The sequence below is a fragment of the Algoriphagus halophilus genome (genome assembly GCF_900129785.1).
Classification (GTDB): domain Bacteria; phylum Bacteroidota; class Bacteroidia; order Cytophagales; family Cyclobacteriaceae; genus Algoriphagus; species Algoriphagus halophilus.
Genome location: NZ_FSRC01000003.1, coordinates 159,427 through 177,441 on the forward strand (window position 1 = coordinate 159,427; position 18,015 = coordinate 177,441).

General features: G+C 41.0%; 14 protein-coding genes. All 14 read right to left on the minus strand.

Features of this window, described 5'->3' with window-relative positions:
- Positions 1–113: 113 nt before the first annotated feature.
- The 14 genes from BUR11_RS17500 to BUR11_RS17565 all read right to left on the minus strand — a co-directional run bounded on the left by BUR11_RS17500 (position 114) and on the right by BUR11_RS17565 (position 17,732).
- Positions 114–1,391, minus strand: coding sequence for a DcaP family trimeric outer membrane transporter (locus tag BUR11_RS17500; RefSeq protein ID WP_074226313.1), 1,278 nt, complete (start codon positions 1,389–1,391; stop codon positions 114–116).
- 380 nt (positions 1,392–1,771) lie between these two features.
- Entirely contained in the window at positions 1,772–3,280 is a 1,509-nt protein-coding gene (locus BUR11_RS17505; RefSeq protein WP_074226314.1) for a serine hydrolase domain-containing protein, read from the minus strand.
- Between the two features lie 125 nt (positions 3,281–3,405).
- Complete coding sequence (gene bla / locus BUR11_RS17510) at positions 3,406–4,398, minus strand: class A beta-lactamase (protein ID WP_074226315.1); 993 nt, start codon at positions 4,396–4,398, stop codon at positions 3,406–3,408.
- A gap of 41 nt (positions 4,399–4,439) precedes the next feature.
- Entirely contained in the window at positions 4,440–6,104 is a 1,665-nt protein-coding gene (locus BUR11_RS17515) for a M81 family metallopeptidase (protein WP_084561058.1), read from the minus strand.
- 50 nt (positions 6,105–6,154) lie between these two features.
- Entirely contained in the window at positions 6,155–7,792 is a 1,638-nt protein-coding gene (locus tag BUR11_RS17520) for an amidohydrolase family protein (protein ID WP_074226317.1), read from the minus strand.
- Between the two features lie 13 nt (positions 7,793–7,805).
- Positions 7,806–8,153, minus strand: a complete 348-nt coding sequence (locus BUR11_RS17525) for a hypothetical protein (RefSeq protein ID WP_074226318.1) — start codon at positions 8,151–8,153, stop codon at positions 7,806–7,808.
- Positions 8,154–8,195: 42 nt separating this feature from the next.
- On the minus strand, positions 8,196–10,919 hold the full coding sequence (locus tag BUR11_RS21430; protein ID WP_074226319.1) for a LuxR C-terminal-related transcriptional regulator: 2,724 nt from the start codon (positions 10,917–10,919) through the stop codon (positions 8,196–8,198).
- A 536-nt stretch (positions 10,920–11,455) separates the two neighbouring features.
- Positions 11,456–12,226, minus strand: a complete 771-nt coding sequence (locus tag BUR11_RS17535; protein ID WP_074226320.1) for a hypothetical protein — start codon at positions 12,224–12,226, stop codon at positions 11,456–11,458.
- On the minus strand, positions 12,223–13,002 hold the full coding sequence (locus tag BUR11_RS17540) for a DUF6090 family protein (protein ID WP_143186069.1): 780 nt from the start codon (positions 13,000–13,002) through the stop codon (positions 12,223–12,225). Before BUR11_RS17540 ends, BUR11_RS17535 begins: the two co-directional genes overlap by 4 nt.
- Positions 13,003–13,023: 21 nt before the next feature.
- Positions 13,024–13,782 (minus strand): DUF6090 family protein, encoded by a 759-nt coding sequence (locus tag BUR11_RS17545; RefSeq protein WP_074226322.1) that lies wholly within the window; start codon positions 13,780–13,782, stop codon positions 13,024–13,026.
- Positions 13,783–14,478: 696 nt separating this feature from the next.
- Positions 14,479–15,195 carry a hypothetical protein gene (locus BUR11_RS17550; RefSeq protein ID WP_074226323.1) on the minus strand — a complete coding sequence of 239 codons (717 nt, stop codon included), beginning with the start codon at positions 15,193–15,195 and terminating at the stop codon, positions 14,479–14,481.
- 163 nt (positions 15,196–15,358) lie between these two features.
- On the minus strand, positions 15,359–16,132 hold the full coding sequence (locus BUR11_RS17555; RefSeq protein ID WP_074226600.1) for an MBL fold metallo-hydrolase: 774 nt from the start codon (positions 16,130–16,132) through the stop codon (positions 15,359–15,361).
- 185 nt (positions 16,133–16,317) lie between these two features.
- Entirely contained in the window at positions 16,318–16,740 is a 423-nt protein-coding gene (locus BUR11_RS17560; RefSeq protein ID WP_159439243.1) for a hypothetical protein, read from the minus strand.
- A 158-nt stretch (positions 16,741–16,898) separates the two neighbouring features.
- A complete protein-coding gene (locus BUR11_RS17565; protein ID WP_074226325.1) occupies positions 16,899–17,732 on the minus strand; it encodes a sugar phosphate isomerase/epimerase family protein in 834 nt (277 codons plus the stop codon).
- Positions 17,733–18,015: the final 283 nt, after the last annotated feature.

Sequence of the window (18,015 nt, forward strand, 5' to 3'; positions counted from 1 at the left end):
AATGTCGAGAGAAGGCAAAGAGTAAGAAATAGTTTTTATGCCATAACTGCCAAGGAGGTTCTAGCACACTATTCATTTTTAACTGTTAATTAGGAAAATAATTTTCTTGGATTTTAAAACAAATACTTAATCATCAACAGTGCTCGTCTGCCTTTACCTTTTGAATTATTCACGTTAGTTCGCTGTGCCAACATATATTCTATTCCAGTATTCAGACTTTTAATTGGTGACCAAATCAAGTTAGCATGTCCCGACACACCTGCTTTCATATCATATCCTTCTTTATACTCTGAAGGATCAATAGAATAAAAGTTTGAGTTAAGATTAGCTATAAGTGTATTTGATATGCGGAGTCCAAATCCACCACCTATATTCAATGCTGGCATCTGTTCCAAATTGCCTTCCGGTGTTACAATGGCGGAAGATTCTGTGCCAAGTGTAGCTACAATTTGGCTGCCCCAACCCTGTCCATAACTGGCCATCCAACGAAAATAATGCTTTTTTGAGCCAAAATATTCTCGACCGCTAAAACTAAAGCCCCAACCCATTGCTGTAGCATTTGGCATAATACCCAAGCCATCCCAACGGAGTTGAAAGACCGATGCTCCTAAAAACAAGCGTCCACCTGAAGCTGTTTTTTTTGTAATTCTGCCAGTTAAAAGAGGGAGTTGTTGACTGGCTTGGCCAACAGTATCTCTTCCATCAATACCTGGAAATTCGAGCATTTCGAGAGCCAACGCATACATAAACCTGCTTCCAAGTTTGTCTTCCCATCGTACCTGAGCTCTTCGCGTTCCTGTTAATGCATCACCAGCTGCAAAATCAATAGTAGATGGTACGGCAAACAAATCCGATTGCGTACCCCACGTTCTACCAATAAGTAATCGACCCATAACACCGTATGCATGGCGGAGTCTTGGGGTTTGGTTAAACGGCCCTCGATCAAGGTTATAAAAGTCTAATTCAATGAATATTTGAAAAGGGCGTCCAACCTCGTTTATGCTTCGAATATCAAAGTTGATCCTCGATTCTCGCGCATGCAGGTTCATATAACCACTTTGTGCGGGGCGCCCATCTCCGTCCACTGGAACGTTTTGGATTTCATATTGAAATCGATTATATCCACCATCAAAATCCTGGATATAATCCAATTTTATATAACCCCCAATAGCCATTCGGGCTTTGGCGCCAAACAATGGCCATGAGTTTGGGAAAGTAGCATCTACCAAATCCTGCCCGGTATAGTCAATTATATTATCCCTAAAATCGCTAATTCGAATCGAATCGGTTTTAACTGTATTAAGCGTATCTCCCGGGTGCCAGTTCTGGCCAAAAACAGGTAAAACTGAGCATGTGCCTAGCACTGCAAACAGAATGGTTGATTTTTTCATGTTTTATGTTTTTTGGGGATAAACTAAAACTTGTATTACAATTCCTCTATTTGATTATTGACTACATTCTTCCTTTTATGATAAGTTCTAATAAGGAATATTCCCAAAGACAAAAGTCAAGGAAATGGTACTTCATACATGCATTATAATGGCTGGCATGATGGCACCCAGACAGCAACCTCATATAATGGGTGCTATCTGAGTACCTGTCCTTAAACTTGTTTTTATAGATTACTCAGTCCTTCATGATGATGGCGCCAACACCGAACTGCCTGGTAAGAATTGCGCAGCCCATTCAAGTAAATTTTTTCATCATTATTCCAGGTTACCTTCTTGAGAATTTCATACGGCGTGAATAGGGATGTCCTCTGCCAAACAGGTTATTTGTCGAATACCGATCCGGAGAGCGAGAATTCGTCGACCGCCCCTTCGCCCCGTATGAAGATCCGGTGGTTGAATCGCACGTAGTTGAGTTCTCCAGAAGGATCTTTAAGTAATTCGCCAAGGGATCCCTCGTTCGGGCCTTCGGTGATGATAAAATAGCCCTCGGCCGTGTTGGCCACATTGGCAGGCGCGGGATCCGCTCCCGAGGTCAATGCAGAGAACTGGACAAACACATATTTGTCGCCCTCTTTCCGGATCTCGATGTTTTGGGAATTACCCTTGAAGACGCCGACGAAGGGGTCGAGCACAGACGGATCAACGCCCGCTGCAACCGGAGACTTGGCCTCGATTTTCGTGAAGGCTTTGACCATTGCATTGGCAATTTTTTTGTAGGCCTCGGCTCCACGATCGCTGTGGACCAAGACCACCACGGCAAAGTCGTGATCCGGGATCAGCTGCAGAAAAGAACGTGTGCCGGGCCAATTTCCCCCGTGGCTGGGGCTGGTGACTCCGTCGTAGTCGTGGACGAACCATGTCAGCCCTGTAAAGTCGCCAGTCTCAGCCTCGACTGCCGGAGCGTGGGCATAGTCCAGTGCTTCTTGGGACAGCAGCTGGTTCCCTGAGGCGTCCTTGCCATCCAGCTGAAAGCGGGCGTATTTCAGCATGTCAGTAACTGTAGACCGGAGTGCACCGGAGGCTGCGGACTCTCTAATCAACGGAATGTAGTATGGTTTTAGATCACTGATGTTGCCTTCCCCGTAGATCGGCGGATGACCCCATGCGTAGTTATTAGCCGGAGGAGTGGTGTCGTAATTAAAGGATGACGAATCCATGCCGAGCGGGTCGAGCAGGTGCTCTTCGATCAGGGTCTCGATCGGCTTTCCGCCGACATGCGACACCACATGGGTAGCAAAGGTGATACTAGTGTTGTTGTACATCCAGGTTTGATCGAACGGATAGATCTGCTCAACGTAAGCCGCCTGGAGCATGACCTTCTCGCTGATCGATCCACCCGGAGGAACACGAAGAAAACCGTGGTCGCCATACCAGCCAGCGCGATGATGGAACAGGTCGACGACCCGCGCTTTGGAAGTTGCATCAGGATCAGCAACCCTCCACCACGGCAGGATGTCCACCACACGCGCGTTCAAATCCAGTTTGCCTTCTTCTGACAGCTTCATAGCCACCGTCGAAAGGAAGGTTTTTGTCACAGAGCCAATTTGAAATTTCGTATCAGGGGTAACGGCCTCGTCGGTGCCTACCTTAGTGACACCTAGGCCGGCGCTATAGGTGTTTGGCCCATAGATGACCCCGACTGCAAGCCCCGGGATTTTCATTTCCTTGATCAGCTCAGCCGTTTCGGCGAGAACCGCATCAAAGGTCGCTTGGCCTTCCTTCTTTGTCATTTTTATTGCAGACGGTTGCTTTTTCTGAGCAAGAGCCGGTTGAACCGCAAATAATGAAGCCACTATTACAGCAAATAAAAGTTTCATGTTTTGTTTCATGGTCCCTCTTTTTTTAAATATTAATTATTGAGTTTATTTTTTGAATGCCTAAGGACTTGTTTCACCAGTGACTCAAAGCGTCATTCGAGGCAACCAATTATTAGGCACGGTAAAGCTTATTTATCTTAGGGCTTTAAATAATAAAAGTCGTATAAAGTCCGGGTCACTTCTGCAATGGCCCGATCACGATCAGCTTCTGAGGTTGTACTGTTCTTGGTGAATACCACAATCGCAAAACGTCGGCCGTCGGGTAACGTTACATACCCCACGTCATTAGCAACACCTCCAATCGTTCCTGTTTTATGGGCAACCGGGGTTCCTTTTGGCAGGAGGCCTTTTAGCCTAGCTGCACCTGTACGGGTGCGAGACATGGTGCTAAGAAGAAATTGAGTGCTTTCGGCACTCAAGGCCTTTCCGCTGTCTATTGCCAATAGCAATTGCAGCATTGCATTTGGCGAGCTCTGGTCACGTGGATCTTCTTGTTCGAACTCAAGATTTCGAAGTGGTTGCTTTGCTGCGAGCGTTGGGTCATTGACAAGAGCCTCTGCAAGTACCGATGCGTAGGCCCTGTCGGGTAAGCCATAGAAATCCCTTAAAATTTCGCTGGTATATCGATCTACTCGTAGATCTGTTATCCCAATACTTCGCATCATTTTCGTTACCGCTTCCGGACCACCCGCTAGTTTTAGACAAGCATCCGTTGCCGTATTGTCACTCAACGTTATCATGGGTTCAATTAAATTGGCTACAGATAACTTGATACCAGGGTGCACGAAGTTCACAGCGATCGCGCCGTCACCTGTAACCATGGTTTCTTGTTCAACATCAATTAAATCGGAAAGCTTAAGCTCACCTTTATCGACACGGTCCAGCAAAGCGACAGCAATTGCAACCTTATAGGTACTTGCCATCACAAACTGTTCATCACCGTTTATGGTGATCATCTCCTTAGAGCCAATTTCCTGTGCCGCCACTCCAATGCGACCCGCTAACTTCTCTGAAAGTCTCTCAATCTTTTGAGAAATTTGTTGTGTGTTATACTCTTGAGAAAATGTAGGTTGAACTGCAACAAATGCCGAGACTATCAAAATTGAAAATATGGTTATGATAGGTTTCATCTTTCTTTTAAGTATTAATCATTGCGTTTTTTAGATTTATATTAATCCCCAATACTAAAGGTTGCGTTTTCATCTAAAGGGTAGATAGGATACTTAAGCTGGGTGTGCTCGAAAAGCGTAATATCACGGCTAGTGGTTCCTGGAACATCTGCGAGCAGCAACTTTTCGGTAAAGTTTTCATAGAAGGCTCGAAAGTGCATCCCGCTTTTGACACCTATGACATCGTATTCCTGAATGATGATGCCATGTGGCCGTCCCTGCGTATCATCATAGGTCTGGCATAGTCCGGAAATAACGATTACATCTACCGTATTCTCCGCTTCGATGACCAACCTGACGGTAGGGCCAAGCTGGAATGGGCCGTTGAAAGCGGTCCCACCGCGAACGGTCTCATTCCCATCCGAAATAGACTTGACATAAGCTTTGGTTTTGATCGGTTCGCCCGCTAATTTCTCAAATTTGCCACCGAGGCTCACATCGATCGTAGCTCCGACACCGGCAGCCACTGCAGCCTTTGCGGTTTCAGGATCGTGTATGGACATGAAAGCGACTTTCCCCAAGCCTTTGGTCTCCATAAGAGCCTTTAGCAGGTGGGTGCCCCCACCTCCGGCTCCGCCACCCGGATTATCCGCAGCGTCTCCAATCACTATAGGAGTATGGTCGATGATATCGCCTTTCGTTGGTAGTTTACGAACATAGTAGCCGCCCTTCTCGAGCATGGCCAGCACAGTGCCCATCGTTTTGTCCAAAGTTTCTAAAGGGAGGATGGACTCTTTCCGGTGATCCCATATCCACTTCGCCAGTTCGTCCACCAGTTCCTGTGCCAGATTGAGGTTATTTTCGGTAGTGACCATTGGGTACACACCACAAAAATTGCTGTCCTGGTATGGGAATCCATGCATAACAGAGCAGTTCAGAACACCGGGCCGCTTTTCTATTTCAATGCACTTTTCTTTCAATCGATTTGCAAAGGTTTCCTCCTCTTCGGTATTACTCATGCCCATCATCAAGGGCACTTTGCGATAGGCAGGAGTAGGATGCGATTCTCCTGCCAGGATAGCAGCACCACGATACATTACATCACGTGCACATGCATTCATATCCATATGAGGATATTCTTTGCAGGCACTGAAGAAATTCATGTTGTCCTTCATTTTATCTGTGATCTTGCCATGCAGGTCACCACTCCAGACAATCATCGTGTCCTTTCCAACCAGTTCTCTGACCGATTCCGCCAAGTCTCCTTCAAGATCATTCGTACTATTCACCATGCCGGCACCGTGAACACCAAGGTAAACGATGTCCACCGGCATCTGTGATTTCAGCGTGTCCATGATTTCCTTTTTTGCATCTTTCCAAGCCTGATCGCTCACCGTGCTAAAGCACCAGTCTATATAGTACATAATACCCGGCAGCAAGTCCCAGCCTTCTTCTTCGCACACATCCACTGCCCCACCAATGGCAGTTCCTTTCAACATATTCTTGATCTGATCGCCCCGGAACGTGCGCATTCTGTCGAGCGTGGTTTCGCCCATGCCCTCGGTGAGGTAGGTGTTGGTTTCATGGAAAAAACCAACATAGGAAACTCTTAATTTTTTATTTTTTTTCAATTTGTTTTCCTCTTTCAAAGAGAAGGAAAGAAGAGGTGTTGATGCTGCAGCTACACCTGCATAACCAGCTAGCATAATAAATTTTCTTCTCTCCATCTTTTTTGATTTATTGACATATCAGGGCTCCCTCGATTTTTAAAGTTGGATCACTTTAAGCCCACTCCACCAAAATCATCTGGTACAGCATAAAACTCTTTTTGCCAACTCTCAATATCCAGAGGGACAAGTTTACTCTCTTCCACAGGTTCAAAACGGATCGCTTGACCCGGATTAACAGTATCGGGCATGACTTTGGAATCTTTTACAACAACAACTCCATTAACTAAAACATAAGGAATCCCTGTCGATGGCGTTGTGCCCTTTGCATAAGTTGCATTGTCTTTTACATTTTCAGGACTGAAGATGGTGATGTCAGCCACCATACCTTCCTGCATACGACCACGTACCTGCATGGCTTTTAAACCCATGTCGCCTAATGGCTTGGCATAATTGTAAGAGGTCATGGACACCAATTGCATTAATGGAATGTTATTGTCTTGGCCAAAACGCAATGTTTTCGCAAATGCGCCAGAAGAACGAGGATGAACATTGGGCAAGTCTTCATAGGGTGTATTTCTGGTCAGACCCGTAAATGGAATTAATGGCATACCATCGCTACCAATGGCCACCCCCGGCATTTTTAGCCAGTCAACAATGGCTTCCTTTGGCATTTTATATACAATAACAGCTCTGGTGGGTTCTTTTTTGAGCATTTCCTCACGGCTTTTCTGGGTGTACCACTCTCCTGTGGCCACGTCTTGCACGGTTTCTTCGTATTTGTTGCCTAACGATTTTACCCAAACATCGGGCTCGAGAAAAACGGCATTTAAAGCGGTTGAACCTGCAGCATAAGGATAAATTTCGCCCCATACATTGAAGCCTCGTTCACGCATTTTAACCAATAATTCGTGTACCAAATTGTATCCGGGATTATTGAAATGGATGGCAATAGCTGGTGCGCCCAGGGCAGCCGCATTGGCCAACATTTCCTGTATGCCATTTACTTCGGCAACATCATTTCCAGGGGTACCTCTAAAGTGCATACCTATTTGACGACCATAGGCACCTGCCAATTTTTGCAGTTCATAAATTTCACGGGTAGACACCCCCTCACGCATATAACCCACCGTAGAACCGATGCCTATACCTCCCTGACGCAACCCTTCATCAATTTGGGCTAATATTTCGTTTCCTTGCTCCAGATTAGGTCTTGTTTTCGACCAACCATCTTTTACACGGGTTTTTAATGCATCCATGGTATACAAGAATTCCCACTCATTGAAGCCATCAAGTACTGCGGCACGTGCTAACTCATGTGCTACGGCAACTCCATAATTTAAAGGAGTATTCCCTTCATGGCGTTTGTACCACTCATCTAATTTGGGTCCGTAGGCTCCCACCTCCAAATCCATAATGGTGGTTCGACCATCGCGAAGCATGAGGTTATACATATACGGCTCTATACAATGCTGATGCCCGTCAATAAAACCGGGGGCAACAACATGTCCAGAAGCATCAATGGTTTCTTTTCCAGAGATTTCAGCTTCAGTGATGATCGCAATTTTACCGTTTTTAACTCCGACATTTCTGATACCGTCAAAATTGGTTTCTGGGTCCATTACGCGTCCGTCAAGGATGACAACGTCAAATTCCTGATTCGGATCTGCCCCCTTTTCTGTTGCAGTCTCATTACAGCTGCTGAAAATAAGTGCAGAAATCAAGAGGGTTAAAAGTGATTTTTTCATAATCCAAGTGTTTTCAAGTGCTAATATTCTCTTTGATGTAAGATGGAGCCCATATAAGGGAGATAAGTGCCAGGCGATGGTCGTAGAGTATATTGATTATTCCACATAATTGGGCCTGATCAAGGACATTTACGATTATTGAAGTGGAAACCTTTCCTTCACCGATATCTTCAACACTTTCCACTATCCCCTCAAAGAGATCCAGTATATTCTTACCTATGTTCCCCAGGACCCTGATTCGATAGGTGCCAGGGCCTGAAAACTGAATAGTATAGGTTTTTGGATGAGACAAGGTGCTGATGATCTGTACACCCAAAAGTATTGATCGAAATCCATCAGCAATAGCCACTAAAGTGGACATTCAATAAAGAGAAGAGATATGGAGTATGATTTTTGTCAGGTTCTACTCCTCGGGCAATAAATCGAGTTCCTGAGCCCTGCGGACCGCTGCCATTCGATTATTGACATAAAGTTTCTGGTAAGCCCTGTAGAGGTGTTTTTTAACGGTGTCCAGGGAAATGAATAATTCCTCTGCAATATCCCCATTATTGGCACCACGGGAAACAAGCAAAAGAATTTCCAATTCACGTTTTGATAAACCTGATATAGATTTTTTGGGCGTTATGATTTTTTCAGGACCTTTTTTAAGGGAGTAACGTTTTTCTTCTTCAAAGGCATTTAAAAGACTTAGGACGTGTGCATTATCTGCGTGGGTTTCGCCAATTTCCTTCAATAAAGGAAGTATCCCCCATCCCATATCTAGGAAGGTACGCTTATGATTTAAATCTTTTGACAGTGCAAGTGCTTCACAAAGGAGTTCCTTTGCCTGCTCATACCGAGATTCCCTTGCATACACAATTGCCTTCAGTGCAAGGCATTGAATAAGGTGATTATTTTTGCGAAACTCCCTTGCAGAATGAATTAAATTTTCAAGGAGTTCTTTTCCCTTTTCCTCTTTACCTGTTAAAATGAGGAGCTTTACCTGAGTTAATTCCGGTATATAATAGAGCCCCCAAAAAGAAGAGCCTACATTGAAGTTTGCGAATGGTGAAATAGCAACCGCGCTATCAATATCACCTTTTCTCAGAAACACTTCCACTTGAAATGCTTTCACCAATCCCTTAATCGATTCCTGGTCAAATTCATTTGCCAGAATTTCGCAGTGAGTAATTTCACGGTCTAGTTCCTCCCATTTACCTGTAGCCATGTCTGAAAGACACTTTATAAAATAAAAGTGCATGATCCATAAGGGCCAACCTCTATAGCGGTGTTTTTTTAAATCTTCATGGAATTCCCCGATTTTATCAAGACGGTTAGTAATGTATAGCGAAGTAGCTAAACTATACGCGCCCATCATCCAAGCAGCGGGGAATATGTCTGAGGCAGCAAACGTTTTAAGGGCTTCGCCATCAGTTGCCAACAGGTCCGTATTTCCTTCCAGAAAATGAATTAAACATCTTCCCTGCAACAAGCGCATCTTATAATAGGGGTCCGAAGACGCAAATTTTCCGAACTCACTATCCAGATTCTCCAAAGCCTGATCTTTTAAACCCTTGACGTACAAGGCCATGGAATAATAGGCCACAGAGGATTCCCGATGAAAATAGTGTTCATCCCCAGGGATGAACTCCATCGCTTTCTCCGCATAAAATAGTGTTCGCTCAATATCTCCTAATTTGAAGGACATAATATCCTTTAAACAGTGTAACTCACCAAACAACTTCCTATCGTAGGGTTTGTAGAAATCCAACGCTTTGGATAGCTCTTCGGCGCGATCGATGTGTTTTGCCAAATCCACAAAGTTGGCATTGTAGTTTTGTAACATTGCCGAACTAAGTACTATTTCAAGGCAATCATTCATCGCCTGAGGGGGGAAAAGGGAAATAAACTGATTCAGTTTTTGGATCCTATCGTGATTAAACAATTCAATTCGATGTCTGTTAAAAACTGTCACAGCAAATTGAAGATCCTTTGATCTAATTGCATATATCAGTGATTCTTCAAACATTTGGTTTTCCTCAAACCAACCACTTGCTGCTTTATAGAGACGCTCAACAACTTCCTTGGTAAAATAGCGTTCGGTTCGATAATTCAGCTGGCTCCTGAATAAGTGGTGATACCGGTACCATTGGCCCGTAGAATCAAGTGGGATAAGAAAGAAATTACGCTCCCTTGACAATCTTATAAATTCCCTACACCCGGGCTGTGTGAGGTCACTGTCATCTATGGCTGCTTCCATAGTTCTGATCAATTCCAATGAGAATTGATCCAACAAGGAAGTCAAAATCAGGTATTTTTGGATATTTATTGGCAATCCCTTGTAGACAACTTCATCAAACAGGTCCGAAATTATGGAATTGCTATTTGTCAGAGATGCCAGAATTTTCTCAAATGAAATCCCCTCTTTTAATCCCATAAGTCCTACAGTGATTCCCGTAATCCATCCTTCTGTATTCTGGATTAAGGACTTTATTTGTTCATCCGTAATGGTGGAAGCAATTTTAGATCGAAGTTTTATTGCCTCCTCCGCAGTAAATGCGAGATCCACCATTCTGATCTCCAAAAGCTTATTCTGTGCCCTTAGCCTAGCCATTTTAAATGGAGGGTCCCGTCGGGTCAGAATCACCAAATGAAATTTCTCAGGAGGAAACTGCAAAATTTCCTGAATGATTTCATGAATTTTCTGTTCTCTGATGACATGATAGTCATCCAGAACCAGAACATAAGGCTCGTGAGTTTCATCCAAATCATTGATCAGAAGGGCAGAAATTAAATTTGATGGAAGATCACTTCCTCCAAGCAAAGATTCCAAATGGAAGGTTCTTTGCGGCCATTGTTCTTTGAATAAGGCAACTATATACGTTAGGAAAACCTGCACGTCATTGTGTTCCTCATCAAGGGAGAGCCATCCGTAATTATGCCCCTTTTCTTCAATCCATTGGCTTACTGTTATGCTTTTACCACAACCTGTTGAAGCTGAGACCAAGGTAAATGGTGCAGAAATATTGGCCTCCAACTGGTCGATAAGAGCTTTTCGATTTACAAACTCTTTCCTTAAAGCAGGTTTGTAAAGTTTGGACTTCGCAACGAATTGAATTTTGGTGAAATTTTCCGGGGATCTATTCATCAGCGATTAACTTTATTATTCCTGTCGGATTATTAGGTATTGCTTTTCTTTGGTTTAAAATAATCTCAAACAGCCTACTTACCATTGTTTTTATGGATTTATCCTTCTTTCATTTGGATATTCCTGTCAAAGTCACAACTCTTTTCTTGTTAAGAGTGACCAGTTTTTCAAGTTCTTAAAGAAGTGTTTTTAAGGCCAGTCATAGAATAAATATACTATAACTTATCAATAAATTTTTTCGCTCCATTTTCGCCTTTTGGGACGAATTGATTCTTTTTTTCAAGGATAAATTATTTTTCTATTTTTATTTGAGGTTACTTAACAATTTCTGCTACTTCAGTAGCAAAAAGGTGGATTGTTGTGGTATATATTTGTGTATGGTTTTTTAAGTTTCTCTATCGTATAGGAGGAGAATTTGATCTTTGGAGCTAAAACAGCACTAGGAAGAGTTAAAAAATACTTCTAGGCATGAAATTCAAATGATTATATCTAGAATGGCAAGGGATCATTTTTCTGGATAATTCTATTAACATTCTTCAGTGAGTTTCTAATTTTTTCTCGATCCTGTTGATCAACTCATCAGTGTTTCGCTTTAGGTCTTTCCAATAGGTTTCGTTCACAGAAGTGTAGGAATAAAATTCAGCCATCCGCTTTTTGTTGTCTTTATTTTCCTTGAGATATTCAATAAAATCTGGGTCATACGTGCCAATTGCCCAGTTTTCAAACCAATCGTATTGCTTATATTCTTGAATGTTTCTTTTGGAGATCTCCACGGTAACTTTGTTGTATTCTGGAAGAACAGTTCCCAACTGTGAATAATAGCTGATAATGTCATTGGTTAATGAGTCATTGACCAAATCCTTATTATTAAGCAGTTTGAGCAAATCGTATCCTTTGGTATTTGGTAGAAAAGCCACAAAGTCAGTACATAAACTCCGGATGGGCCTGATATTAGGGTCATCATAAGTGACTGCATCGATGCTTTCATAAAAGGAATCTGGAATTTTATTTCCAAGCATATCGAGAATAAATTGATTGGTAGTCTCGATATTCTCAATATCAAGTACCAGCTTTACCCTGTCGTTTTGAAGATCCTTGTGGATTTGTTCGAATACACTTTTGGTGTATTGGTCTTCTAGAAAATCCTCACGGCTGGTATTGATATAAAGAGCTATCAATATTCCGATGACGACCAGCAAAATTTCTCCGATTGCATAAAAAAGATACCTGACTATTTTATCGGATTTAAAGGTGGAAACATCTTCAGATATTAATTTTTGGCGGAATTTTCTAAAGAAGTTGATCATAGTTTGGTACCTCTTTCATTGGTTTCTTTCAATTCTGATTCGATCAGCATAGTCAACTCACTGATGTCATTGTCTAAATTCACTCGGTAGTCCAATACATCTTGAGTCATATTCAATTTGATACCTAACAGGTTTCTGATGCGCTGATCGGATAGGATACTCTTGTAATCATTTTGGGTTTCATTTGTAATGTTGATTGAGGGGATGGCTGATTTGATAAGAGGAATAAAATTGATCTCGTTTTCAGCAATATCATCAATTCGAATTTGTTGCACATTTAATCGGTCTTCTAGCATGCCTCTCAGTTCATTTAAATTTACTTCCAAGCTGGTGAATTTTTCTTTAATCTTTTGATTCTTGATAAGTCCCAGTTTATTGGTGTTTTTGAGGTCGGTATAGGTATTAATGACAGGTATGTCATTTTCTAAATTCCAAAAAGCATCTTTGAAAATCTTATCTGTAATCGTAAGATCATCCAGATTTGACTTGATTGAGTCTAGCCCTAGAACCACTAACAGAACGCCCTTTGTTTCCCTTTCAGCAGAAACTAAGGCCTCGGATTGTTTTTTTGCCAGAATTAAATTTTTATCCAGACTTTCTAGGATGGCGGTTTCTTCCAGGTTGTTTTTTCGCTCCTCATTCCAATTATTGATAGATAATGCAATTAGAATTCCAATTACCACCAGGATAATTTCCCCAAATGCATAAAGTAGATATTTCGTGAACTTGTTTTCAACCAACATATGTTGCCGAATTTTTCTGAAGAATTTTAACATGGTTATCAGTACAAGCTATTTTTATTTATCTTTTAATTCAGCCTGGATAATCTGAATCATTCGGTCTATTTTCTCTTTGAAAACTTGTTCATCCAAAACATTCTCTTTTCTCCATGCGACAATATTGGCTAACAAATCTTCCATTTCACGATTACTGAAAAACCATTCATAATCAGAAAGATAAGTTCCTTCTGGGAATTCTTCATACCTCCCTGTAGTTGCCAAACCATTTAATGCATTCAGTTTGCCATCTGTTGCTGGCCAAAAACGCTCATTTAATAGCCTCCTGACAAAGCCATCTTCCTGATTAGCATCTAAAATCATAGATTCAAAAGAGGAGATGTATGATTTCAATTCCGCGTTTTTGAGATAGTCGATTTTATTGGAGGAAATCAGTGATTTGATATATCCATCTTTTGCCTCAAAAGAATATCCGCTAAGGACATTAGAAGTAAGGGAATCCAATTTATTGACCGAAATATGTGATATATCAGTTCCAAATAGGTTTAAGAGATAAATTCCATTTTCGAATTCTTCCTTATGAAGTTCATTGATGGTGGAAAGATCTACCAAATTGGAATTTAACTCGCTTTTTAAATTTCGGAGAATTTCTATTTCAGCATTCCTGATTTTTCGCTCCTCATTCCAATTATTGATGGATAACGCAATTAAAATTCCAATTACCACCAGGATAATTTCACCAAGTGCATAAAGTAGATATTTCGTGAACTTGTTTTCAACCAATAGATGTTGACGAATTTTTCTGAAGAAATTGATCATGGGTAATTATCTGGCTGGTGTACAGTTAGTTTGTTGGTACTTTCCTTACTAATATACTTTTCCTTTTTGGTAGAATTGATAGAATTCCCCATTCATTAAGGGTTTGTATGATCCCAAATGCCCAATTTTTTCAAGATCACCTAATCAGTTTACAATTTTTGAAAGCTCAACAAAGACAAAAATTATTGAAAAGGTATTTGATTAGGTAGTGTCAGAACCTTGATTAATACCTCTTATTATTGGGTTAATGGAGATATAAAAAGATTCTCCATTAACCCTTATAGAACCTTCCGAGATATTAATTCTATCTCGTGAGCCTTAAAAAGAATCAAACGACATTCGAAAAGAATATAACGAGATCCTAAAAGAATCTCCATTGAACCAAAAAGTATCTCGGGAGATACTCAAAGAGTCTCGTTTGATATTAAAAGGACCTCCGGAAATTCAAAAAGAATCTCGCTAGATTCTTTTTACTCCCCTAGGTGGGGGTATAGACTGGGGAGAGGGGGTATGAGGAGGGGGTATTTACCAAAACCCTATATGATCTACCTTTGTTGAAATGGAGGAAAATCACCTTAATTCTAGGAGTTACTCGGGATGGATAGTTTTGATTGAGGTGGATATTAGGGTTTAGTCCGCGACAATTGTTGGGACAAACTATGCTTAGATACAATAATGTCCATCAACCAGACAGGGTTAATAGAAGAGTTTTACGTAGGTAGTTGCAGAGGATTGCCAGAAGTTACTGTCTTTGATCTGCCAAAGCACAGAACCCAGCAGCAAAAGCAAGAACACGACCAGATAAGGTTTATAGTTATTTTTCTTGGCTAAGTCAACACCCAGCAATACACCTACAATTACCAGATCGAGCGCATCTGTGATTGTCAAAGCAGCAAAACTTGAAAAATCAAAACTTGACATCAGGCCACGGCCTACACCTGGACCAATAGCCAAAATTCCGGTGGCAATCATATAGCGCATATGCGCAGATGGAGTTTTGCGGTAACCCATTGCCAAAGCCCAGAAAATGGCGAACGTGACTAATCCACGAATATCAAGCGCCATAAAACCTAAGTTTTCGGATTCAGGAATCACATCCACACCGCGCCAGTAGGAACCTTTTCCTACCAAGAACATCGAGATGATAATCAAAGGTCCTAATAGGTAGGAGACTTTACCTAAGTTTCGATGCAGTTTTAGCTTTTTGAAGTATATCAGCATTGGTTGTACCACCAATAACCCCAACCAAGCCATTAATAGGGCCCCGTGAATATGTATGACGTTTGTGGAGTTTTCGAAGTTTGGAAACTGGCTAGTATAAGACTCATAAAAGCCCCATTGCACTCCAATGATGATAATGATTATAAACAGAGCGGTAAGAGGATAGGTGTTTTTTGCCTGGAGTGTTTGCATCGCTGATATTCGTTGATCCAGACTAATTTATCGAATTTATTTTGATGTATACTATAATGTCATATATAATTTGGTTTATATTTAAAAATGCCGAATAACATTTTTTTTTCAAGTATACCTTTCTGGAAAAAATAGAAGGACGGATTAACAGAGTTGTTCCATTTTAAACCTCAATTGATTCGCCGTCTTCTGGAATCCTTATTTTGGATTCTAAACCTTTGGATTTTAATTCTTTAGATAGAATTTCCCTCGTTACAAAACAATGGTTAATGGTGTCCATATGGACTGCGATGATCTTTGTATCGGGAAGCTTTTCATGAACTTTTACAATATCACTGGAAGTCATGGTAATAGGATCACCAGTTAAGAACTTTGCTCCTCCTGCATTTAGAATTGTGGCTTTTGGACGATGGTTGGTAAGTACCTTTTCCACTTCCTCACACCAAATGGTATCACCAGCCAAATAGATGGAATCTTTTTGGTGTTTGAAAACAAACCCTGAAACTGCTCCCATACTTTTTCCAATATCTCCAGTCCCATGTTGTCCGCTTGTTCTATGAATTTCGATTCCTTGCCAACTGAACGTATTCTCAATGCTTTGGACATTTTCAAAGCCTTGCTTTCTCAAGGATTCCACATCATTCGGGGAACAAAAAATAAGTTTGTTTTTAGGGGTAAAGTCTTTTGCTGGAACGTCCCAATGGTCTCGATGCAAGTGGGTAATCACTATTGCGTCCACTTCAGAAATCATGGTGTTTATTTCTGATTTGGGAATGGGCAACTCGACCATAGGAATCCTTATATCATTCCCGCAATTCTTAATCGGATCCATGGCATCTTTTTCTGAAAGCATGGGGTCTATTAGTAATTTTTTTCCATTCATCTCCAAAATCAATGTAGCATGTCTCAGAAGCCTGATGATTGATGTGCTCTTCAAGTGAACGGGTTTTGCGCTCAGCAAAGAGGGGAATGTCCCTAAGAATAATACACTCTTAATGAAAGTTTTTCGCTTCATATCTGCATTTCCTAATTTATGAAAGTCCCTTTTGGCTTTTGTAAAGCTACCCAATAAACTGACAAGGACTTGCCTATGAAATAGGTTCTAAACCCCTTTTGAGGAGTTTATTTAATGTCTTGATTTTCTATTTCGTAATAATATTTGAAAAATCTTCTGGACGGTTCATCCACTATCCAATAACTATTAATAGTATAAATATTTTTTCCTGCATCGCTTTCTTTATACACCTTAAGAATCTGTCCAGCTTGATTTTTAATAACTACAGAATCATAGTCTATAAGTGAAGGTTCAAGGTAGGTTCCTCCAATATCAAAACCTTCTTGAAAGAGTTCCATTTCTCCAGAAGCCATTTGTATGATTTTGCTTGAACTTTCATCTGGCGATATAAATTCAATGGTGAGGTTTTCAGTTGTTAGATTTGAAATGTTTGCCTCCAAAGTTGAAACTGGGTCACAACTTGATAAGATTAGAATGATAAGGATTGAAACGGTTAAATTTTTCTGGCCCATTCTTGTGATTTTTGCCAAAGTAATATATGAATAGCAGGTGATAATCAGTATCCATCCTTATTGTAAAATCATTAAGTTTTTAGCAAATTCTAACAACCTTAAGTGCTAGAATTTAAGAATAAAAAAGGCTGAACTCTATAGAATACAGCCTTCTTAGAAGTAAAATTATTGGAAGTTTATTCTTTGGTTGTTTCAATAACTCCACGGAAATAACCGAGGGATTCGGCAATTCCCATAAATGGATTATCCATATTCCGCTCATGTTCCAAACTGCATACTCCGGTGTAACCCACTTTTCTGATCATCCTCACCATGGAAGGAAAATCTATGATACCTCGGCCTACTTCTAGTGAATAACCCTGTTTTGATGGTCCTGTCACGTCCTTAATGTGCATGTCAAACACGCGGCTGTGATATTTTTCCATATCCGCAACCGGGTCTTTACCATTTCTCGTGTCATGTCCAATGTCCAGGCACATTCCAATTCTCGGATCGAGATCTTTGGTATGGTTCCAGACATCGTCGGCATCCTGATAAATATTGATATCTGGCCCGTGCAAATGAATGGCAAATTTAAAATCATACTCCTTCACTTTTTTGTCTACATATGGAAGCAGTTCCACATTAGGAACACCCACGATCAGCTTTACCCCAACTCGTTTTGCATACTCAAATGCCTTATCTATTTGCTCTTCTGATTTCATATAGATAGGACCGACAGCATATCCTGTGACGTCGTGTGCTTTTAGTTTTTCATGAAAAGCTGCAATTTCAGCATCAGTGCTAGTCATCGGCAAATGAAAATCTTTGATGCATAGGTAATGTACATCCAATGCTTTCAATGTTTCCAGTGTCTTGTCGAGGTCAAATCTCACGAAGGTAAAGCCCGCAATTCCTACTTTAAATGTTTCACCAGTTTCTGGCGGAAGCTGTGGTCCTGGTCTGTTTTCCTGCGCATTGCAAACCATCAGGGAGATTGAAAACAAAAGAGTTAATAAGGATAATTTCATAGTGTTATTTTAGGAGTTATAATGAGCCAATTTAACAAATGCAAAGCAAAGAGGGCGCTTGAGTTTTACCAATACTACGGAATCGTTTGCTTTGATTAGAAAGGGTACGTATAAGGTATTTTAGATTAAAAATGTGGAAAGCCAGAAAATTAATCCCCCCCCCCTGTGGCAAGAAATATCTAACTACAAACTGACAGGGAAGAGATTCATGAATTTAATCTAGTATCTTGAGTCGTTAATTTTTTTATATATTATAATATGTATTTCAGATACATAATAAATC